This window comes from Butyrivibrio sp. Su6, from assembly GCF_900108105.1.
Lineage (GTDB): Bacteria > Bacillota > Clostridia > Lachnospirales > Lachnospiraceae > Butyrivibrio.
In genome coordinates, this window is the sequence record NZ_FNUR01000019.1 from 18,453 (window position 1) to 40,043 (window position 21,591).

Below are 21,591 nucleotides of genomic sequence, written 5' to 3' on the forward strand. Positions count from 1 at the left end.
ATGTAAGGAAAGTTAGATTTATGCGTTATGTTTTAGCATCAGGATCACCAAGAAGAAAGGAACTGCTTGGGAAGGTTATTCCTGAATTTGAAATAATACCTGCAGTGTCTGAGGAAAAGACCTCTGCACAGCAGCCTGGAGAAATCGCTGAGGAACTCTCATTTCAGAAAGCTTCAGAGATTTTTCACAAAATTTTAACGGATAGTACAGACAGTATAGTTGTAATAGGTGCAGACACAGTCGTATCATATAACCATAGAGTACTTGGAAAACCTATAGACAGACAGGATGCCAAGAGAATGCTCAGAGATCTTTCGGGGAATACTCATGAGGTTTATACAGGTGTAACCGTTTATTACAAGATTGGAGATAAGACAGAGCATTTTACATTTCATGAGGAAACAGTTGTCCATGTTGATGAGCTGACTTCAGAAGAGATCGATGCTTATGTGAACAGTGGCGAGCCTGATGACAAAGCCGGTGCCTATGGAATCCAGGGATTGTTTGCAATCCATATCAAGGGTATAAGCGGCGATTACTATAATGTTGTGGGACTTCCAGTTGCAAGACTCTATAAGGAATTAAAGAATAAAAGTTTATTGTAATATGGAGGATTTTTTATGCACGAGTATGATGATGCAGTTCTAAGATGCTTTTTAGAAAATCAGGGGCAGCTTTTTCCTGAGGATGTTGCAGAAACAACAGAAGAGGCTGAAGCTTTTTTAGAGGACTGTATGGCTGTTGTTGTTGATGGACCTGATGAAGTAGAAGAGTACTTTGAAGAGGCAGGCGTCGATACTGAAGGTGGCAATGTACTTGAAGCGGACGAAGTCTTTGACATAGGCGACGGTAGATATTTGATAGTTGAGGCATAATATAATGGCAAAAACAGGCTCTAAGATATTTTTCTTTGATCTTGATGGAACACTTCTAACAAGTGAGAAGATAATATCTCCGAAGACTTTAGATGCCCTTAAAAAGTTTACTGATGCAGGAAATCATTTCTGTATTAATACAGGAAGAGCTATAGACAGTGCGAAGGCTGTCTATAGTGGTTTGCATCTCGACTTTAAGGGCAGTTTTTTATGCGGTTCTAACGGAACTGAAATATACAGTGTGGATGATGGAAAATATGTCTATAAAACAGGTGTTCCACTTGAGCTGGTTCCAAAGATAATTGAGCTTTCAGAAAAGTTTGATGTGCATTGTCACACTTACAATGAAACCCATATTGTCAGCAAAAAGAACGGTGAATGTATGGAGTATTACAGACGAGTTATAAAGACTCCATTCATCGTTACTGACGATATCATGAGAGAAATATCAGCTCCTCCTTCCAAGATGATAGCTATAGAGCTTCATGACCATGATAAACAGGAAAGATTCAGAATAGCGCTTCAGGAAATGGTAGGGGATAAGCTTACACTTCTATATTCTAATCCTTATTACATGGAGATTTTTCCTTCTGAGGCAGGAAAGGGAAGTGTAGTAAAAAGACTATCTGACTATCTTGGAATTCCCGTAGAAAACACTTATGCAGCCGGAGACGAGCAGAATGATATCTCTATGATAGAGGCAGCAGGTTGTGGAATAGCCATGATAAATGGAACAGATATTGTTAAAAAGAGCGCCGATGTGATCACACGCTTTGACAATGATCACGATGGTCTTGCTGAGTTTATTCTTAATGCGATTTGAGAAGACAGAGTGACGGTTCTTTTGACTTATTTTTTATAAGTCAAAAGAACCGTCACTCTGTCTTCACTATTATTCTTATTTTAACTTGTACAGGTAGTAGACCTGGTCATAGGAATTATCATAGAAGGATACAGAGTCGATAAGTTCATATTTTTGATGAATACCGTCAGGCTCCATCTCGCCGGCAATGACATATTCTGTGAGGCCTTCTTTTATGTAGCGACTTTGCTCTTCGAACATTGTAGGAAGGGCAATTCCGTTGGTCTGGAAGTATTCGCAGGTCGGAACAATGCCTGTTATGGTATATAAGCCAACATCAAGACAGCCTACATTTAAAAGAGTTGTGTCAGGAGCTTCCTCTATATGACTTGCCATTCTTGTAAGCCAGTGGTCCTGTCTGCTCTGTAATAAATAATCTGCGCTTAAACAGTTGTATTTGGCAAAAACTGCCGATAAAGCTATGACAAGGACAGCAGTATTACACCATAATACTCTTTTGTTATACTTGATATAAGCTTTTTGAAAAATATCTGCAACATAAGCAGCTCCCGGAAGTGCAAATACCATAAGTGGTATTGAATAATACGGAAGTGTACCTCCGCCATAAAAGATAACAAAAAAGGTTGAAGCATACATGAAAAGGTATGCTATTTTTTTGGCTGCTTTTATCTCAAAGATGAGAGCAAGTATAAAGCAGGCAATTATCCATACAAAGTACTCGAAATTATCTAATATAAGCCAATACTGAAGCTTTGCCAGCTTGTAGATTTTCTCATATAAAGAAATGGAATCTGCTGTTATATTGCTGTAGAAAAACAAATTGTTGTAGATATAGCATCTGTACCAGTCATCAAGTCCACCGGTTATGGCAAAATATATTAACCATGGGATGAATGGTATTACGATTCCCAGGATGTAGATAAGAGCTTTTCTTAATACCTCTACAAATCCCTTTCTATATATTATGAGGCATATTGAAATTACGGCAAATCCAAAAAAGAAGCCCATCATCGTATATTTCACGAGTGCAGTGATTCCGGTAAGAATTCCCACAATTAAGTAAGTTCTGGAATCAGAAATACGGTCGTATTCTTTGGCATCTTTTGGATGCATGAAAATATCAATAATATAAATGGTATAGGCTAACATTGGAAGACAGAATTCCTCGGCAGCTCCGCCCCAGTAGAAACTCCTTGATGAGTATACACCGGCAGCAACAAGTGGTATTAAAACGAGTGCAACGGAGGTTGAAGAATGTCTTTTGATGAGTTTAAAAGCAAATGCAAGGAATATTGTACCGGCAATTATCTCAAATATATAGATTCCGAAAAAACTCTTGTGGCTGATAAGATACCCAATTCCGTAAAGTAAATAAAGAAAAGGACCTTTCTGATCGTAAAGGTCCCTATAAATAACCATCCCATTCATCAGTCCTTTTCCCATTGTAAAGTAACTGTTCACATCGTCCCAGTTATTATAGGGAAAAAGGATTGATGATCTGGTGGTAAAGGTTAATATAAATAAACTTGTAAAAAAACACCAGAGTGTTTCATAATGTCTTTTTGATAGCTCTTTAAGATTCATGTACTGATTATACCTCAAGCTTAATAAGGGCACTTGATGTAAGTGGCTTTAAGAAGTCAAAAGTGCAGAAGGTGCATACAATAAATAAAACGATTATAAGCAGAACTAAAAGCATAAGCTTTTTCTCTTTGTAAAGCTTTTCCGGCTTCTGAGCAGCAGAGTCATTATCAAGCGACATTGCTGAGTAATAAGCAAACAGAAGGAAAATAAAAGGAATACAAAGAAGATATTCAATTCTGTATTTTATAAGGAAAACTCCAAGGCAAAATGTAGATGAAAGCGCATAAAAGATAGATGATGCAAGGAGTTTTTTCTCTGTGTACTTTACAAAAGACTTACGATATAAGCCTGCTACCTTAGGATCGCCGATCATTCTGTACTCAGAAAATCTCTTTGTGGCCATAAGATATGCACCTGCCATCCAATATCCGATAAGGATACTTGAAGGTGGAATGGAATCAGAGGTAACTATAAACCATCCCATGAGAAGACGAAGCATATTGTTTATGGACTCAGAAATAACATCGAAATAGACGATGTCCTTACTTCTGACAGGCTCCACGTTATATATGATTCCCATTACCAAAAGAACTGCAGCAGTGATAAGGAAATACTTGTTTACAAGGAATGATAATAAAAGACCAAGAACTGCTAAAATAGCATATTCAACTAAAACCCATTTAAGTTCCATGTTCTCTGTCACTACAGGTCTGTTCTTTTTTACCGGATGATATTTGTCATATGGAGCGTCAAGCCATTCATTGATAACGTAGTTGGCGCTGGCAATAAAGCAGGTACCAAAGAATCCAAGAAGAAGTTTTAAAATACTGAGTTCTGTGATCTTAACATCCGTAAGAAGCAGAGCAACAGCGATACCCGGCATTATAAAAAACTGTTTGATCCAATGATCAAGTCGTGCAATTTTAATGTACTTTTTCATGTTTTCCCCTAACTAATCCATTTTTTATAAAATTAACTAAATAATTATAGCATATTGCCCCAGATAATGCTATTATCATACACGGACTTTAAAAATGAAAATATATATAAGGGAAGTTTTATTATGCCAATCAAGATAAATAGTTTTATGGGAAAATTCGGATGGATAGCAAGGAAGAAGTTTCCTATGCTCGCCAGCAATGCATATCTTAAGATGCAGTTTTTTACAAGAAGTAAGTCACAGAAAGAATACTGTGATTACTTCCTGAATTCAAAAGAAATACCTATGCCAAATGTGGTAAATATTGAGACCATAAACAGATGTAACTCAACATGCGCTTTCTGTACTGCAAATGTTAACGCTGAGTGCAGACCGCTGGCACATATTTCCGATGAGCTTTATAAGAGTATTATCGATCAGCTTGCAGACTGGGGCTATAAGGGACACCTTACACTTTATGGCAATAATGAGCCATGGCTTGATACCAAGATTGTAGAAAGGCATAAGTATGCAAGAGAAAAACTGCCGGATTCTTTTATCTTCATGTCAACAAACGGACTTATCTTAACTGTTGATAAATTGAAAGCTGTTGCTCCATATATAAATCAGCTTATCATCAACAATTATTCCATGGAGATGAAGCTTCACAAAAGCATTCAGGAAGTTTATGACTATGTAACAGCTCATCCTGATGAGTTCAAAGACCTTGATATTCAGATACAGATGAGATATCTTCAGGAAGTTCTTACTAACAGGGCCGGAAGTGCACCTAATAAAAAGGAAACAAAAAAGGTCATTAAAGAAACATGTCTTTTACCATTTACGGATATGTGGATCATGCCAAACGGAAGACTCGGTCTTTGCTGTTGTGATAACTTTGAAACTACAAACTTTGGAGACCTTAATGAGGTCAGTCTTAAGGATGCCTGGGGAAGTGAAGCTCTTCAGAAAGTCAGAAGAGATATTGCAGAAGGAAGACAGAATTATCCATTCTGTAAGCACTGCGACTTTATTGACGCTGGCTTTAGAATGCATCTTGTAAAGGCTATTCTTAGCGGCAATCAGGACGCAGCCAATAAGCTTGGCGGTCATGAGAGAATGAAAATCGGAAAAGATGAATAAGGCTTATATAAGGCACCTTACTATTATAGTAGGGTGTCTTTTGTATTATTGACACGTAAAGCAAAAATGTGCTTTAATAATTTAAATTGTCAAAGTCACAGAGGGGAGTATTACTATGAGCGAAGAGAAAAGAATTCCTTACAAAATTTATCTGTCAGAGGATGAAATCCCGAGACAGTGGTATAACGTCAGAGCAGATATGAAAAACAAACCGGCTCCACTTCTTAATCCCGCAACTTTAAAGCCTATGGGATTTGAGGATTTAAGGCCTGTTTTCTGTGATGAGCTTATTAAGCAGGAGCTGGATGACACAACACCTTACATTGATATTCCTGAGGAAGTACTTGATTTTTATAAGATGTACAGACCTGCTCCGCTTGTAAGAGCATATTTCCTTGAAAAAGCCCTTGGTACACCTGCAAAGATCTATTATAAATTTGAGGGTAACAACACAAGTGGAAGCCATAAGCTTAATTCCGCAATTGTACAGGCTTATTATGCAAAGAAGCAGGGCCTTAAAGGTGTGACCACAGAGACAGGTGCGGGCCAGTGGGGAACAGCTCTTTCAATGGCTTCAGCTTACTTTGGAATTGATTGTAAAGTGTATATGGTTAAGGTTTCTTATGAGCAGAAACCATTCAGACGTGAGGTTATGCGCACTTACGGAGCTTCTGTAACTCCTTCACCATCAATGGATACAGAGGTTGGACGCAAGATCAACGCTGAACATCCAGGAACAACCGGAAGTCTTGGCTGCGCTATTTCTGAAGCGGTAGAGGTTGCAACAAAGACTGAAGGCTACAGATATGTTTTGGGAAGTGTGCTTAACCAGGTACTTCTTCACCAGACTGTTATAGGACTTGAGGCTAAACTTGCCCTTGAAAAATATGGCGTGACTCCAGATATTATCATTGGTTGCGCCGGTGGCGGATCAAACCTTGGAGGACTTATTTCTCCATTTATGGGAGAGAAGCTCCGCGGTGAAAAAGACTACAGGATCATTGCGGTAGAACCTGCAAGCTGCCCAAGCTTTACAAGAGGTAAATTTGCATATGATTTCTGCGACACAGGAATGGTATGTCCACTTGCCAAGATGTATACACTTGGATCAAACTTTATCCCATCTGCAAACCATGCAGGAGGACTTCGCTATCACGGCATGAGCCCAATTCTTTCACAGCTCTATCATGATGGCTATATGGAGGCTGTATCTGTTGAGCAGACCTCAGTATTCCAGGCTGCGCAGCAGTTTGCAAGAGTAGAGGGAATCCTTCCTGCACCGGAGAGCAGCCATGCTATAAGAGTTGCTATTGATGAGGCATTAAAGTGCAAGGAAACAGGAGAGGAAAAGACTATTCTCTTTGGCCTTACAGGTACAGGCTATTTTGATATGGTCGCTTATCAGAAGTTCAATGACGGCGTTATGATGGATTATATTCCTACAGATGCTGAGCTTCAGAAGAGCTTTGATACACTTCCTAAAATAAACTTATAATAAATGAGGACATTAGATATGAATATTGTATGTTTGGATCTTGAAGGAGTACTTGTACCAGAAATATGGATTGCTTTTGCTGAGAAATCAGGAATACCAGAGCTTAAGCGCACAACAAGGGATGAACCTGATTATGATAAGCTCATGAAATGGAGAATAGGAATTCTCAAGGAACACGGACTTGGCCTTAAAGAAATTCAGGACGTTATAAAAGAAATTGATCCACTTCCGGGAGCAAAAAAGTTTTTGGATGAGCTTAGAAGCATAACTCAGGTAATTATCATAAGTGATACCTTTACACAGTTTGCAACACCACTTATGGAGAAACTTGGATGGCCAACAATATTCTGCAACTCTCTCGAAGTAGCAGAAAATGGTGAGATCACAGGTTTTAAAATGCGAATAGAAAATTCAAAGCTCACAACAGTTAAAGCCCTTCAATCCATTGGCTATGAGACAATCGCAAGCGGAGACAGCTACAATGACCTTGCTATGATACAGGCCAGCAAAGCAGGCTTCCTTTTCCGTTCAACCGAAAAGATCAAAGCCGACTATCCAAACCTTCCAGCCTTCGAAGAGTACGACGACCTCTTGGCCGCTATCAAAAGCGCCCTAAACTAACATATTTAAACCTCTTTACATGCAAAAAAAGCACCTCCACCGGGATCCTGCCGCAGTGAAGGTGCTTTATTTGTTTTCTGGAAGTTTCTTCATGCCTTTACTTCCTCCTTTGTCTTATATATCGGATGGATTTTTAGAAAGTTTAGGGTGTCAAATAAAAAACAATATTTAGTTCATAAAATAAATGGAAAAACATTAAAAGATTATTAAATATGCGCTATTTGTCTATATTTTCCATGGGTAGGATGTATAATTATTTTGCGTGAATTTGTGTACGCAAATAGGTAATTTTCTCATGGAGGAATGAACATGGCAAAGAATAAGAAAAGTTCTGAAGGTGTAAGTTTTATGGATAGCATTAAGACAAGGCTCATTGCGATAATGGTGCTTGTTACAGCTATTCCACTTATTGTAGCGATAGTTGTTAGTTATATTACCTCTACAAATAAGGCGCTGTCAGATGCACAGGCTTCTCAGCAATGGCAGGCAAGGTATGTTGAGAGCACACTTGTGGAAGCAATCAATGCAAATCTGAACATGGTCAAGTCTGTTGCAGGAAACCCTACAGTTATCGAGTATGTCAAAGGTGGGGCAGGCATTCCGTATGACGCAGTTCAGCTTTATCTCCAGAACTGTGATGCTGTTCTTAATGATGGACAGAATACTTCCGTTACAGATGCTACAGGTATGCAGATTGCCAGAGGAACAGGTGATTTTGTCAGTGTTGCAGAGCGAGAGTATTTTAAGGCAGCAGTATCTGGTCAGGTTTATATTTCTAATATCCTGGTTAGTAAAACTACCGGAGACAGAATGATAACCTTTGCGGTTCCTGTAAAAGATGGCGATACAGTTATCGGAATCGTTCATAGAAATTATGATCTTTCCAATTTGCACGATATTCTCGCTGCACAGGCTGAAAATGCTTTTGTAGTAGATAGAGATGGTATGGTTGCAGCTCATTCGCAGTATGAGATTGCTGAGGGAGTTCACGATGAAGTTGATGTTTCAACCTCTGAGTTCTATACCTCAGGCGCTGATTCAGGATATTATAAGTCAGCTTCAGCTTTTGGAACAAATTACATGTCCTATTATAAAGAGCCTCTTTCAGGCTTTGTAGTTGTTACAGCAAAGAGCGCAGATGAAATCATGTCTTCGGCACGGCAAGCAGCCATGATTGTTATTATTGTCGGCATTATCCTTTTAGCTGTTGCAATTGTTATATCCTTCATGATGGCAAAGAGCTTTACTGATCCGGTTCAGGCAGTAGATAAATCTTTGGAAGCATTGTCAGATGGACGTTTTGTGAAGGTTGAGAAATTCGACCTCAGAAAAGACGAGTTTGGAGCAATATCAAAAGCAACCAATGTTGTTATCACAAAGCTTGATGAAATAGTGTCTAATATCAAGGCATCTGCTGAGAATGTAGGAGCATCTTCTACAGAACTGTCAGACATGGCTAATCAGATTTCCCAGACTGCAGAAGATGTATCTAATGCAGTACAGGAAATTGCATCCGGGGCTACTCAGCAGGCTGATGAGATTCAGAGTGCCTCTGAAAATGTTGGAAGGATTGGCGAAGCAGTTGGCGATGTTCAGAGATCAACTGATGATCTTTCAGACCTTGCAGGAAAGATGAAAGAGGCATCTGAGATTTCAAGTAAGTCTCTGGCTGACCTTCAGAATTCTTCTAATGAAATGACTGAAAAGATTGATGAGATTTCGAGAACTATTCAGTCAACACAGCAGGCTGTTAATAATATCAGCGAAAAGGTAGAGGGCATCACATCTATCGCAACACAGACTAACCTTCTTTCACTTAATGCTTCTATCGAAGCTGCAAGGGCAGGAGAAGCAGGAAAAGGATTTGCGGTTGTTGCAGAAGAGATTGGCAAACTTGCTGAGGATTCTAAGGCAATGGCTGACGATATCAGAAAAGAAATGGATATTCTTCTTGAACAGGCACAGGCGGCTGTTGGAGCGGCAGAAGATGTAAGACAGGGCAACAATGACCAGCAGATTGCTCTTGGCGAGACCTTGGATGCCGTTAATGGAATGCTTAAAGATATTGGAAGTACAGTTGGTGGCGTACAGCTTATTTCTGAGGGCGCAGAGACATGTGATAGCTCCAAGAATGCGGTTGTAGACACAATGAGTGCTCTTTCAGCTATTTCAGAAGAGAATGCAGCTTCATCAGAGGAAACAGGAGCTTCCATGCAGGAACTTTCTGCTACAGTTACAACTCTTGCCGGATCAGCAAATAATCTAAAAGATATTGCTGATAAGCTTAATGAAGAAATGCAGTTCTTTAAAGCATGAATTATTATACAAAAATCATATGTTTTTTGAATTGATATACGCCCGCGCATCACTGATGCGTGGGCGTTTTTTATTCATTAAATAATTATAAATAATAGACTCAAATACTATTATTTATCATGGATAGATGTATAATTGATTTACGTTATAGTGATAATTGTGTTTGCTTTTTTTAATGGAGGTCCTTTATGGCAAAGAAAGAAGAAACATCCGGAGTACCAAAAAAGAACTGGAAAGATAGCGTTAAGACAAGTCTTATCATGACTATGTCTCTGCTTGTTGCAGTACCGCTCATTATATCCATTATTGTTAGCTATACCAGTTCAATGAGTAAGGGACTTGAAGATGCTGAGTATATTAACTCAAAGCAATCTCAGATTGTGGAAGAGGCTTTTTTAGCGCAGATTCAGCAACAGATAAGAACTATTGAAGCTGTTGCATACAGTCCTTTTACTATTGACTATGTCAAAAATGCCGAAGCAAGAGATGATGATTCTATGGTGGCATTTTTAACAAAAGCCAATCTGATCTATAATGATGGAAATGCCATAGTAGTATCTGACAGTACTGGTCAGCAGCTTGCCAGGGATGACGGTGCCAAACTCTCAAATGTTGCCGAGAGAGAGTATTTCCAGGAGGCAATTGGCGGAAACTCCTATATTTCTGAGATCATGGTTTCAAAAGCTACTGGAGCAAGGATCATTGTTCCCGCAGTTCCGGTATTTGATCATGATTATACAACTCCGATAGGCGTTGTTCAGAGAAGTTATGACCTGTCTGACCTTCATACCCTTCTAAAAGATAATATAACATCTAATCAGAGAGCATTTATTACTGACAGAAACGGAATAGTAATCGCTCATTCTGACTATGAGATAAATGCGGATGACGCTGAAGATAACAGAAGTGACAGAGATTTCTTTAAGCTTGCTCAGTCAAATTCGGCTGGTACATATGAGACTGGTAAGGGCAATGACAAGCAGATTGTATCTTACAGGCAGGAACCATCGACAGGATGGATAGTTGTTGTATCATCAAATTACAATGCAACTCTTGCCTCTGCCAAGAAAAGCGCTTATTTTACTGTTCTCATAGGCGTTATCATGGTAGTTGTAGCTATCATTGCTTCCTTTAAAATGGCTAATTCCTTTACAGGACCTCTTAATGAAGTTAATAAGGCTCTTCATCATCTTTCAGAAGGTGAATTTGTTCCGATTGAGCAGTTCCAGGGAAGAAAAGATGAATTTGGAGATATGATAACCAATACAAATTCTGTTTTGGATGTACTTAGTGGAATTGTCAAAAACATCAAAGATTCTGCGCTTTCTGTGCATGAATCTTCAGTTGAACTTGCTGATGCTGCAAGCCAGATTTCACAGACTGCAGATGACGTATCCAATGCAGTTCAGGAAATTGCATCAGGCGCAACACAGCAGGCTGATGAGATTCAAAGTGTTACAGAGAGTGTTGGCGATATTGACGTTGCTACAGGTAATGTTCAGACAAGTACTGATGAGCTTTCAGGCATAGCAAACAGAATGCAGGAAGTAAGTACAGAGTCTGCTCAGTCTCTTGCTGATCTTCAGGAAAGCAGCAGGAATATGAGTGATAACATCATTCAGATTTCTGAAAAGATCGGAGCAACAAGTAAGGCTGTTGAAAATATCAACGAAAAGGTTGAAGGAATCGCATCAATTGCAACCCAGACAAATCTTCTTTCACTTAATGCTTCTATCGAGGCTGCAAGAGCCGGAGAGGCAGGAAAGGGCTTTGCAGTAGTTGCAGAAGAAATTGGTAAGCTTGCTGAAGACTCAAGGCAGATGGCCGATGATATCAGAAAAGAGATGGATATTCTTTTGGAAGAATCACAGGCTGCAGTTGGAATGGCGTCTGAAGTTCAGAAGGGCAATGACGAGCAACAGGAAGTTTTAGGAGCTACAGTTCAGAGCGTAAACGCTATGATTGATGATATTTCATCTACAGTTGAAAGTGCTAAGAGCATTGAAAAAGATGCCGGAACCTGTGTAAGTGCCAAGAATGTTGTTTCAGATGCTATGAGCTCTCTTTCAGCTATTTCAGAAGAGAATGCAGCATCTTCAGAGGAAACAGGTGCATCTATGCAGGAACTTTCAGCTACAGTTACAACGCTTTCTGCATCGGCAGGATCTCTTAAGGAAATTGCTGATAAGCTAAGTGCCGACATGGAATTCTTTAAATAATAAACAAGGGATGTTAAAATGCTCCAAACACTTGTATAATTAGATGTATTTTTTATACGAGAGGATGGAGCATTTTTTTATGAAATGTAGTTGTTGTGGGAGCGAGATCACGCCTATAGATGGGCACTGCAGTGTTTGCGGGGCTCCTGTTTTAGAAGAGATTGATTATGAAAATGTAGATGTTCAGATAGATGAACCGGTAAAAGAAACTGCTAAAGCTGCCAAAAAGGAAACGCCTAAGATATTTACTGATACGGACAATAAGGCAGCAGAAGACAGGGTAAATCATAAAAAGAATGTAAGGGAAAAGGGCAAGCTAACAGGAAAAGCGCTTTATCTGACCATGGGTATTCTTACTGCAATCATGGTGGTACTTAGCATTATAGGAGAAAATACAAAAGACAAGCCGGAGCCGGAAAGCGGATCATCTTTATCATCAGCAGATACGGCTGTTTATAAGGAGACCCCAACCAAAATTCTGGAGGTTGAGGGCGTCATATACAATGATGCAGGGGATAGCTTAGAGGGAATGTATGCTGAAGATGAGACTTATTACAGGTTTTCATATAATAAAGATCACTCAGCCGGTGCATTTGTAGATGGAAGAGAAAATGCCCTGTATGTTAGCACAGATCTTCAAACTGTTCCTGTTAAATCAGATGCGCTTTGGGCAGGAATTTCTTATAACGGGGAATATATGTATGTTTTTTCCAGGGTTGATTACAATTATGAACTTAGCCTTGTGAATATCAAATCCGGTAAAACGTATGTAATAGATGAGGATGCATATCATTCTATCGCTTTGTCACCGAATGGAACAAAAGCTGCATATATGAAATATTCGGATGATTATTCATGCAAGTATCTTTATATAGCAGGAATCGATATGGAAGCGGAGCTTATCTGCTCGGATGTGGACGGCGTAAGGGCAATATCTGATGATGGTTCTACAGTTTTTTACGAAGTTTATGATGAAGACTTCAATGCTAAAGAGTATGTCTGGCATGACGGAAAAGAGATAGAGCTAACTCCTAAACGTTCTGGGTACTTTTTATTTAACAGAGACTGTACAGAAACGATATATAAAAACGGTGAAATAAATTATTACTATAAGTCCGGAATGGATGAACCCAAGGCTATTGATTGTGCTTACTTTTATAAGATTGCGATGGATGTTTATAAAGAAAGCTCAGATGCTGAAGGCTATGACGGAATCGTATATGATACCGATACTTTTGCAGGCGGTTTAATTCATGATGGTGATGGCAATGTTTACCTCATTAATGACGACTATACACTTACCAAGCTTGGACATAATTATAATTATGTGGCATTTCATGCAAGGCGTACGGATAAGGATATCTATATTGTTGAAGATGATAAAGAACTTATAAGGTATGAGCGGGACGATTCAGGAAAGCTGGAGAGAAAAAAGCTTTTAGGTGATGTGAACATAGACGAAGTGGAAATAAATGATGATGCATCAATTGTCTGGTGTTATTACTTTGAGTCAGGAAAGGCCGTTCTTTGCAGTATTGATGAAAATGGAGAAATCACAGCAATCTCAGATAAAGATGAAAATATGGATATCAGAAAAATGTACTGGGATAGCGATACACAAAAGCTCTATATGTATGGAGATAATACATTGACCGCTCTTTCTAAAGATGGGGAGCAGGAGGTAATATCAAAAAAATGCAAAAGACTATCAAAAGATAATTATGATTATCCGGGGGTATTGACGTTTACAGATAGTAATGACAGAGATTATGTTTCAGTATTTGGACAGTTTGTGATGGTTGAAGATTAACAATAAAAAATCCCACAGGTTCGTTAGAACCTGTGGGATTTCTACTATCTGCAAATACTTTTTATGCCTCGAGGTCTTTGCCTGTAAGGAGTTTGTAAGCTTCAAGATACTTTGCAATTGTCTTGTCGATTACGTCAGAAGGAAGATTGTAATCGCAATCAGGATTAGCCTTTAAGTAGTTACGAACGAACTGCTTATCAAATGAAGGCTGATCATGACCTTCTTCATAGCCTTCTACAGGCCAGAATCTTGAGCTGTCAGGAGTGAGCATTTCATCTGCAAGAACTACTTCACCGTTTTCATCTACACCGAACTCAAACTTTGTATCAGCGATAATGATGCCGCGAGTGAGAGCGTAGTCAGCGCATTTTTTGTAAAGAGCTATTGTGTAATCTCTGATCTTTGTAGCGTATTCTCTGCCGCGTCCAGGGAATGCTTTTTCGAGCACTTCAATACTTCTCTCAAAATCGATGTTCTCGTCGTGATCACCAATCTCAGCCTTTGTGCTTGGTGTGTAGATTGGTTCAGGAAGCTTGCCGCATTCCTTTAATCCTTCCGGAAGTTTGATTCCACAAACAGTTCCGTTTTCCTTGTATGATACCCAGCCACTACCTGTGATATAACCACGTACAATACATTCAACAGGGATCATAGTGAGCTTTTTGCAAAGCATGCTGTTTCCTTTAAATTCTGGAGCACTGAAGAATTCAGGCATATCAGCATTGTCAACACTGATCATGTGGTTCTTTACAATATCCTTAGTGTAATCGAACCAAAATCTGGACATCTGAGTAAGAACTGTACCCTTTTTAACTACCTTGTTCTTTAAGATAACATCGAAAGCTGAAATCCTGTCAGTTGCTACCATGATCAGGTTTTCACCTATATCGTAGATCTCACGTACTTTTCCTTCTTTTACTGGGGTAAACTGCTGCATAATAAAGCTCCTCCTTAAAACACTTAAGTGTATTTATATCAAGATCTTTTGATCCTGATAATCACGTGGTTATTATTCGAAATGGGTCAGATAGGAGATGACTATTAGTCATCCTCCTCTTCGTCAGCGGCAGTGTTATAAACTGTACGCTTTCTAGCCATTTCATCATTTTCAAGGTACTCGTCATAAGTAGAACGTTTATCGATAAGAGTTCCATCGGGAAGAATCTCCATGATTCTGTTGGCTGTTGTCTGTACAACCTGGTGGTCACGGCAGGCAAAAAGCTCAACACCCGGGAACTTGATCATTCCGTCGTTAAGAGCGGAAATTGATTCCATATCAAGATGGTTGGTTGGTTCATCAAAGATAAGACAGTTAGCACCGCTTATCATCATTTTGGAGAGAAGACATCTTACTTTTTCTCCTCCGGAAAGGACTTTAACTTTTTTAACTCCGTCTTCACCGGCGAAGAGCATTCTTCCAAGGAAGCCTCTTACGTAAGTTGCATCTTTTACCTCTGAATATCCTGTAAGCCATTCTGTAATGGTGTAGTCGTTGTCAAATTCTTTTGTATTGTCCTTAGGGAAGTAAGCCTGAGATGTTGTTACGCCCCATTTATAAGTTCCTGCATCAGGTTCAAGCTCTCCTGTAAGGATCTGGAAGAGAGTGGTCTTTGCAAGCTCGTTACCACCTACAAAAGCAACCTTGTCATCTCTCTGGATCACAAATGAAATATTGTCGAGAACTTTTTCTCCGTTAATTGTCTTGGAGAGGCCATCTACAGTAAGAACTTCGTTACCGATCTCTCTGTTTGGTCTGAAATCAATGTAAGGATATTTTCTGCTCGAAGGCTTGATAGTATCAAGCTCGATCTTTTCAAGAGCTTTCTTTCTGGAAGTAGCCTGCTTACTCTTACTTGCGTTAGCAGAGAAACGGGCGATGAACTCTTTAAGTTCCTTGATCTGTTCTTCCTTCTTTTTGTTAGCTTCTTTCATCTGACGGATCATGAGCTGTGATGACTCGTACCAGAAATCGTAGTTACCGGCATAGAGCTGAATCTTGCCATAATCTATATCAGCGATGTATGTACATACCTTATTAAGGAAATAACGGTCATGGGATACAACGATGACTGTATTCTCGAAGTTGATAAGGAATTCCTCAAGCCATGCAATCGCATCCAGATCCAAGTGGTTGGTAGGCTCGTCCAGAAGAAGGATATCCGGATTACCAAAGAGTGCTCTTGCAAGAAGAACCTTGACCTTCTGAGCACCGTCCAACTCTTTCATAAGCTTGTAGTGGAATTCTGACTCGATTCCAAGTCCGTTAAGAAGGCTCTCTGCATCAGACTCAGCTTCCCATCCATTGAGCTCTGCGAACTCAGCCTCAAGCTCACTTGCTCTGATACCATCTTCATCTGTAAAGTCTTCCTTGGCATAAATAGCGTCTTTTTCATTCTTGATCTCAAAAAGACGAGCATTTCCCGCGATTACTGTATCAAGAACAACATTTTCATCATACTTGAAGTGGTCCTGTTCAAGGAATGAGAGACGCTCGCCGTCAGAAATAACAACGTCACCGTTTGTTGTCTCTATCTGACCTGACAAGATCTTGAGAAATGTTGACTTACCGGCTCCGTTAGCTCCGATGATACCGTAGCAGTTACCCGGTGTGAATTTAATATTTACATCCTCAAATAGAGCTTTTTTACCGACTCTGAGTGTTACGTTATTTGCACTTATCATTTATAAAACAGCCTTTCTGAAAAACAAATATATACCTTTGCAACAGTTCGTATTATATGAGAATCTACTATAAAATGCAATCGAAAAATGATGAATGAACATCAGGTATCCGCCTGGTGACAATATTGTGAAAAAAGCGAAAACAATACCATATTGACTTAAAAGATATCAAAAGATATAATTATATATAAAAGTATATAGAAAGATGTAATGATTTTGAGATGAATATATTTTGCTATTCATAATACACTTATGAGACTAATGGAGGGCACTTACATGACAATAAAGCAGATGAGAGAAATTAAGGAAAAAAGAGGATATAGTTATTCACAGCTTTCAGAGTATACGGGAGTTCCGGCAATAACTCTACAGAAAATTTTTTCGGGAAAAACCAAGTCACCAAGAATTGCGACTCTTAATGCTATAGAAAAGGTGCTTGGTGGAGCTGAAGAGCAGTTTCAGGGCAAGGCCTTTGAATATGGGAAAAGCGGTTATTCTACCGGTGATGATCATGGCAATATTTTAAGGGAAGAGGAGCCTGTGTTTGGAAATCCCGATGGAATTAAATATGGTAATCCTAGGAAAAGACAGGGCGAATTTACGCTTGATGATTATTATGCATTGCCTGATGAACAGAGGGTTGAACTCATTGACGGCGTTTTTTACGATATGTCAGCTCCAAGGGTTGTTCATCAGGACATTTCCTACGTGATTCATTCAGCAATAGCTGATTACATCAAAAAAAATAAAGGTAAATGCAAGGCTTTTTCTGCTCCTGTGGATGTTCAGATTGACTGTGATGACAAGACCATGGTACAGCCGGATGTTTTGGTAATATGTGACAGGGAAAAGATAAAAGGATTTGGAATATATGGTGCCCCTGATTTTTTGGTTGAAATACTTTCTAAGTCCACCAGAAAAAAAGATATGACAATTAAACTTACAAAATATAGTGAAGCTGGGGTAAGGGAGTATTGGATAGTTGATCCTCACAAACGTATGCTGATCATCTATAACTTTATGGAAGAGGACTTTATGCCTGTTATGATGCCTTTAAAGGGTGAGGCACCGGTGGCTATATATGACGGAAAATTAAAAATCAGTCTGGACGAGATAGCAGCATCCATAGATGAGTTTGGAGAGTAAACTTCTAAAAATGGGCGAAAATGCGCAACAATGTTAGTTAATTTAGTTTATATTCTGTCAGAGAAAAAGTAGTATATTTGTGTGGCATTAACACATATATCAGGAACAATAGCGGAATTAAAGGTATTTTGCTATTGTTCTTTACCTTTTGAAAGGATAAGACAGCTGCAGATTATGAGTAGAGAAACTGAAAATATATTGGATATGAATATTAAGGATACTGACACCTGGAAAGCCCTTAATAATGGTGGATGGACAAATAGGAGATTGAAAGAAGGCTATAAGTGCGACAACTGTAAGAGAGCCATTGCCATAAAAAAAGTTACTGTTTCTGAGTTTGGAACTTACAGAGTAGACTTAGAATTTATGGCAAAAGATAATATCAGGGATATGTCACTTTTTGCAGGCAGAAGGAATATGGTTTCCCGGGGAATAAACCTTGCCAAGGGCGAAAAGTATAAAAAGAGCTTTTACATTGCCGTTACTCCATATATTCCGGCGTTATCAGCAAAGAGGTATGTTGATAAGACTATATATGTAAGCTTTACTCATGCTGATATTGTTCAGCTTTGCGATATAAAGGTGCTTAAAGAGGAAGTGCCTGTTATATGGGTAGCCGGTGACTCTACGCTTACTGATCAGAATGCCGGGATACCGTATTATCCATATGGAAGCTGCGCTGGATGGGCACAGACTATTCTGAGATTTGCCAAAAAGGCGGCAGTATGTAACCTGGCTCATTCAGGCATGACATCAAACTGTTTTAGGGATGATGGTCACTATGGCATAGCAAAGAAGATGATGAAAAAAGGAGACTTTTTTATCATACAGTTTGGCCATAATGATCAGAAAAGGCGCAACCTTCAGCCTTTTGGGGGATATTCTGATAATCTGGAAAAGTATGTGGAAGAGGTAAGAAAGCTTGGGGCTTTCCCGGTGATCTGTTCCCCAATAAGCCGTATTCCTGCTATGGAGGATGGAAAATATTATTCTCTTCTTGCGCCTTACAGGGATGCCTGTGAAAGGGTTGCCAATAAGCTTAAGGCTCCTTTTATTGACCTTCATGACTATACCTTTGATAAGTGGATAGAGTTTGGAGATAGTGCAAAGGATTTCTTTATACCGGGTGATATAACACATACCAATGAGTATGGAGCGCTTCTAATAGGGGATTTCTTTGCAAAAGAGATCACAAAGCAATCTGATGATAGCTTTTTTGATAAAAAGATCATAGAGAATTCAAAAGCTCCAGTCACAGATATAGCTTCTGAAGAAAAGACTCTTCCAAAAGAAAAGCCGGGATTTGATATATTTGGTATCGAGCCTCCATATGTTGATATTAAGGGTATTCCTGAGTATAAGGACATAAAAAAGGCATTTAAATACTGTCTTTTGGATCCATGCGTAATGTATGCACATCCTTATGCTGTGATGCCAAGAGCACAGCTTTTAATGGTTATGTTTAAGGCTTTTAGGATGGCAGGAAAAAGACCTTATGGTGGTGAATTTGCAGATATAAGTAAATATGACTGGGATGCTGGATATATTCAGGCTCTTGTGGATGAAGACATGATTGATGAAAAGACTATTGGTCATGACAAGGAAAGTGGCAAAAAGCTTTTTAGACCTGATGATTCGCTTACATATGCAGAATTCATGAGCTTTATTGTAAGATTTCTTGAAAAGAACAAGGAAAAAAGAAAGAAAGTAACCCTTGAACAGAGCCTTAGAAAAGCCTATGAATTAAGAATCTTAGGAGACGTTAGCTTTACAAAGGACGGTAAAAAAATATTCAAGGACACAAAGCAGAATGTGATCAATGAAAAATACGAAATAGCCACTGAAACATATATTTCAAGAGCGGAAATATATATGGGACTTGCCAGATTTATGGATATTGCCGGAGGCGTAGAAAGCGATCTTCCTTCAGGACTTGATATTCATCCTGTCCATTAAGCGCATGTCGGCTGCCGGTCAGGAACTTTATGTTCAAGAATGCATAATATAGCATATCGTGGTATACTCTTATCTGGAAATATAATCAGATATTGAGGTTTTAAATGGATATTCAAAAGAAACAAAAACTCCTTGATCTCATCGATAAGGCAGGGAAGGGCAGTATCGAAGCAGCCGGGGAGATTGCAGAAGCCTATTTTACAGGAAGCCTGGAGGGTAAGGCCAATCCTGTTAAAGCAAAAAAATGGGCTTCATATGCAGCAAAGCATGGGAACGAAAAAGCTGCAGAAATTCTAAATAAGCTAAGCTAAAAACTGAATAAAGAAATTAAAACTACGAGGAGAATGCTATGGGGAATGTAATGGGGAAAAAAGCTCTTCAGGCGGTCGCATGCTATGATGATCTTCTGGAGAAGCTTGATTTAAAGGTAGATACTCCGGTTATTTTTAATCTATCCGATGGAAGGAAGAAGCAGATAGAAAAGTCAGTATATGGGCACAACCCATTTCCTGGCCTTCTTAAGCTTGTTCTTTTGTCGCTCAGAAAAAAAGCTGTAAAGCGCCTGTATGAAGACGAAAAGGTCTTACAGACAGGTCCTGCGGCAGCTATTCTTGCACTGGATTCGGTGCTTGTTCAGGAAATAGGAAATATCAGAAACAACATAAAAGAATCCCAGCCTGTAATGTGTGATGTTGATCTGGCTGGGCTTCAGGTAGTGCGTCTTTATATGAGTGCCTATCAGGGAAATAAGGATTTCATCAAGGCGAGATGTGATTCAGCAGTTCGTGTTGACAATGCTCTTAACGGTTCTTTTTATAAGTACAAAACAAAAGACGGAAGGAAATTTTCTGCCCATGTCTACTATGAGTCCCAGAAAAAGATAATGATGGAGACTTTGGGTATTACCAAGGAACCTGGCAAGTTTGTGTTAAGTTCCCTCCCATTTGACAAGGTAACAACCGCCAAAGCTGTTAAGCAGTGGAATGCACAGGAGCTTGAGGAAAAGACCTTTGAAAACGGCGCCTGCGGATGTATGCTTCGAACAAGGCAGGAGTGGGAAGAGAGCGAAGTTGGCAAAGCTGTATGCGAAATGCCGCTTTTTAGACTTACCAAGGAAAATGCAGATCTTAAAAAGAAACTTGGAAAGTATGACAAGAGCAGAGGACCGCTTTCAGGAATAAAGGTACTGGACCTTACCCACATCATAGCAGGTCCCGCCTGCACAAGACTTCTTGCGGAAGCCGGGGCTGATGTTCTTATGGTCAGAAGAGGCAAATATGTAGAGCAGGAGCAGGCGATGCTTGAGCTTGATGGATGGGCAGGAAAGAGAAGTATTCAGCTTGATTTCAATAATCCCAAACAGCTTGAAAAGGCTAAAAAGCTCGTAAAAGAAGCTGATATTGTCGTTTGCTCATACCAGGTAGGGGCTCTTGATAAATTTGGATTATCAGAAAAAGATATTCATAAGCTCAATCCTAATGTGATCTACGGAAGTCTTCGCTGCTTCTCAGACACAGTTTGGAATGAGAGACCGGGTTGGGCACCATGTGCTGAAGATATAACAGGACTTAGCGTAAGAAATGGTTCACTAAAAAAGCCTGTGAACTTAAACGGTGTTCCCCTTGATTATATTCCGGGAATGATCCTTTGTGCCGGAATACTAAAGGCGCTAAAGCTCCAGCTTACCGAGGGTGGAAGCTATACAGTAACAGGTTCTCTAACCAGAGGTGGCTACTGGCTTCACGAATGTACTGATCTTTGGGAAAAGCTTGATGGAAGGGTTACATTCGATACAACAAGGAGCTCTATCGTGCATAATTCCAAGCTTTCACTTTGGAATGATACCTTCACAAAGGTCCCTGATACAGCTGTTGGGGATGTGTATTTTACGACTCCTGCTACCAATATAGGTAAAGAAGATAATACATATCGAAGTGAAAATATGTATTTCAATGACGGAAAGATCGGATTTAGAAAAAAATCTTGATACTGCATTTGGGGG

17 protein-coding genes are annotated in these 21,591 nt (G+C 39.4%); 13 read left to right on the forward strand and 4 right to left on the reverse strand.

The genetic code is table 11. The features are described from left to right. Positions 1–20: 20 nt before the first annotated feature. The 3 genes from C4S54_RS15450 to C4S54_RS15460 are packed head-to-tail and all read left to right on the forward strand — an operon-like array spanning position 21 to position 1,698. Positions 21–605, forward strand: a complete 585-nt coding sequence (locus tag C4S54_RS15450; protein ID WP_103870284.1) for a Maf family protein — start codon at positions 21–23, stop codon at positions 603–605. 15 nt (positions 606–620) lie between these two features. Further along, a complete protein-coding gene (locus tag C4S54_RS15455; protein ID WP_022775039.1) occupies positions 621–875 on the forward strand; it encodes a hypothetical protein in 255 nt (84 codons plus the stop codon). Positions 876–879: 4 nt separating this feature from the next. Beyond that, on the forward strand, positions 880–1,698 hold the full coding sequence (locus C4S54_RS15460) for a Cof-type HAD-IIB family hydrolase (protein ID WP_103870285.1): 819 nt from the start codon (positions 880–882) through the stop codon (positions 1,696–1,698). Positions 1,699–1,773: 75 nt separating this feature from the next. Here the strand turns inward: C4S54_RS15460 and C4S54_RS15465 are convergent, their stop codons facing one another. Next, complete coding sequence (locus C4S54_RS15465) at positions 1,774–3,126, reverse strand: glycosyltransferase family 39 protein (RefSeq protein ID WP_160110786.1); 1,353 nt, start codon at positions 3,124–3,126, stop codon at positions 1,774–1,776. A gap of 163 nt (positions 3,127–3,289) precedes the next feature. Then, positions 3,290–4,222: a UbiA prenyltransferase family protein gene (locus tag C4S54_RS15470; RefSeq protein WP_103870287.1), complete on the reverse strand. Its 933-nt coding sequence runs from the start codon at positions 4,220–4,222 to the stop codon at positions 3,290–3,292. Between the two features lie 123 nt (positions 4,223–4,345). Here C4S54_RS15470 and C4S54_RS15475 point away from each other — a divergent pair, with 123 nt between their 5' ends. From C4S54_RS15475 to C4S54_RS15500, 6 genes are all read left to right on the forward strand, one after another. Then, complete coding sequence (locus C4S54_RS15475; RefSeq protein WP_103870288.1) at positions 4,346–5,344, forward strand: radical SAM/SPASM domain-containing protein; 999 nt, start codon at positions 4,346–4,348, stop codon at positions 5,342–5,344. 115 nt (positions 5,345–5,459) lie between these two features. After that, complete coding sequence (locus C4S54_RS15480) at positions 5,460–6,839, forward strand: TrpB-like pyridoxal phosphate-dependent enzyme (RefSeq protein WP_074885988.1); 1,380 nt, start codon at positions 5,460–5,462, stop codon at positions 6,837–6,839. Positions 6,840–6,857: 18 nt separating this feature from the next. Then, entirely contained in the window at positions 6,858–7,460 is a 603-nt protein-coding gene (gene thrH, locus C4S54_RS15485) for a bifunctional phosphoserine phosphatase/homoserine phosphotransferase ThrH (protein ID WP_022775030.1), read from the forward strand. A 309-nt stretch (positions 7,461–7,769) separates the two neighbouring features. Beyond that, a complete protein-coding gene (locus tag C4S54_RS15490; RefSeq protein ID WP_103870289.1) occupies positions 7,770–9,776 on the forward strand; it encodes a methyl-accepting chemotaxis protein in 2,007 nt (668 codons plus the stop codon). A gap of 188 nt (positions 9,777–9,964) precedes the next feature. Then, complete coding sequence (locus C4S54_RS15495) at positions 9,965–11,995, forward strand: methyl-accepting chemotaxis protein (RefSeq protein WP_103870290.1); 2,031 nt, start codon at positions 9,965–9,967, stop codon at positions 11,993–11,995. 79 nt (positions 11,996–12,074) lie between these two features. Next, the gene (locus C4S54_RS15500) at positions 12,075–13,805 is read left to right on the forward strand and encodes a hypothetical protein (RefSeq protein WP_103870291.1); all 1,731 of its coding nucleotides are present in this window, start codon (positions 12,075–12,077) and stop codon (positions 13,803–13,805) included. 61 nt (positions 13,806–13,866) lie between these two features. On the opposite strand, the gene C4S54_RS15505 is transcribed toward C4S54_RS15500, so the two are convergent. Together C4S54_RS15505 and C4S54_RS15510 are read right to left on the reverse strand one after the other, a co-directional pair. Next, on the reverse strand, positions 13,867–14,742 hold the full coding sequence (locus C4S54_RS15505; RefSeq protein ID WP_103870292.1) for a phosphoribosylaminoimidazolesuccinocarboxamide synthase: 876 nt from the start codon (positions 14,740–14,742) through the stop codon (positions 13,867–13,869). Between the two features lie 104 nt (positions 14,743–14,846). Then, positions 14,847–16,487, reverse strand: a complete 1,641-nt coding sequence (locus tag C4S54_RS15510) for an ABC-F family ATP-binding cassette domain-containing protein (protein ID WP_103870293.1) — start codon at positions 16,485–16,487, stop codon at positions 14,847–14,849. Between the two features lie 276 nt (positions 16,488–16,763). On the opposite strand from C4S54_RS15510, the gene C4S54_RS15515 reads away from it, so the two are divergent. The 4 genes from C4S54_RS15515 to C4S54_RS15530 all read left to right on the forward strand — a co-directional run bounded on the left by C4S54_RS15515 (position 16,764) and on the right by C4S54_RS15530 (position 21,576). Next, entirely contained in the window at positions 16,764–17,633 is an 870-nt protein-coding gene (locus C4S54_RS15515) for a Uma2 family endonuclease (RefSeq protein WP_103870294.1), read from the forward strand. A 174-nt stretch (positions 17,634–17,807) separates the two neighbouring features. After that, positions 17,808–19,589, forward strand: a complete 1,782-nt coding sequence (locus C4S54_RS15520; protein ID WP_103870295.1) for a GDSL-type esterase/lipase family protein — start codon at positions 17,808–17,810, stop codon at positions 19,587–19,589. A 104-nt stretch (positions 19,590–19,693) separates the two neighbouring features. Next, a complete protein-coding gene (locus C4S54_RS15525) occupies positions 19,694–19,900 on the forward strand; it encodes a hypothetical protein (RefSeq protein WP_022775020.1) in 207 nt (68 codons plus the stop codon). Between the two features lie 38 nt (positions 19,901–19,938). Then, positions 19,939–21,576, forward strand: coding sequence for a CoA transferase (locus tag C4S54_RS15530; protein WP_103870296.1), 1,638 nt, complete (start codon positions 19,939–19,941; stop codon positions 21,574–21,576). Positions 21,577–21,591: the final 15 nt, after the last annotated feature.

Coding starts and splice junctions, on each gene's coding strand:
- C4S54_RS15450 (WP_103870284.1), top strand. CDS start 21: ATGCGTTATGTTTTAGCATCAGGATCACCAAGAAGAAAGGAACTGCTT.
- C4S54_RS15455 (WP_022775039.1), top strand. CDS start 621: ATGCACGAGTATGATGATGCAGTTCTAAGATGCTTTTTAGAAAATCAG.
- C4S54_RS15460 (WP_103870285.1), top strand. CDS start 880: ATGGCAAAAACAGGCTCTAAGATATTTTTCTTTGATCTTGATGGAACA.
- C4S54_RS15465 (WP_160110786.1), bottom strand. CDS start 3,126: ATGAATGGGATGGTTATTTATAGGGACCTTTACGATCAGAAAGGTCCT.
- C4S54_RS15470 (WP_103870287.1), bottom strand. CDS start 4,222: ATGAAAAAGTACATTAAAATTGCACGACTTGATCATTGGATCAAACAG.
- C4S54_RS15475 (WP_103870288.1), top strand. CDS start 4,346: ATGCCAATCAAGATAAATAGTTTTATGGGAAAATTCGGATGGATAGCA.
- C4S54_RS15480 (WP_074885988.1), top strand. CDS start 5,460: ATGAGCGAAGAGAAAAGAATTCCTTACAAAATTTATCTGTCAGAGGAT.
- thrH (WP_022775030.1), top strand. CDS start 6,858: ATGAATATTGTATGTTTGGATCTTGAAGGAGTACTTGTACCAGAAATA.
- C4S54_RS15490 (WP_103870289.1), top strand. CDS start 7,770: ATGGCAAAGAATAAGAAAAGTTCTGAAGGTGTAAGTTTTATGGATAGC.
- C4S54_RS15495 (WP_103870290.1), top strand. CDS start 9,965: ATGGCAAAGAAAGAAGAAACATCCGGAGTACCAAAAAAGAACTGGAAA.
- C4S54_RS15500 (WP_103870291.1), top strand. CDS start 12,075: ATGAAATGTAGTTGTTGTGGGAGCGAGATCACGCCTATAGATGGGCAC.
- C4S54_RS15505 (WP_103870292.1), bottom strand. CDS start 14,742: ATGCAGCAGTTTACCCCAGTAAAAGAAGGAAAAGTACGTGAGATCTAC.
- C4S54_RS15510 (WP_103870293.1), bottom strand. CDS start 16,487: ATGATAAGTGCAAATAACGTAACACTCAGAGTCGGTAAAAAAGCTCTA.
- C4S54_RS15515 (WP_103870294.1), top strand. CDS start 16,764: ATGACAATAAAGCAGATGAGAGAAATTAAGGAAAAAAGAGGATATAGT.
- C4S54_RS15520 (WP_103870295.1), top strand. CDS start 17,808: ATGAGTAGAGAAACTGAAAATATATTGGATATGAATATTAAGGATACT.
- C4S54_RS15525 (WP_022775020.1), top strand. CDS start 19,694: ATGGATATTCAAAAGAAACAAAAACTCCTTGATCTCATCGATAAGGCA.
- C4S54_RS15530 (WP_103870296.1), top strand. CDS start 19,939: ATGGGGAATGTAATGGGGAAAAAAGCTCTTCAGGCGGTCGCATGCTAT.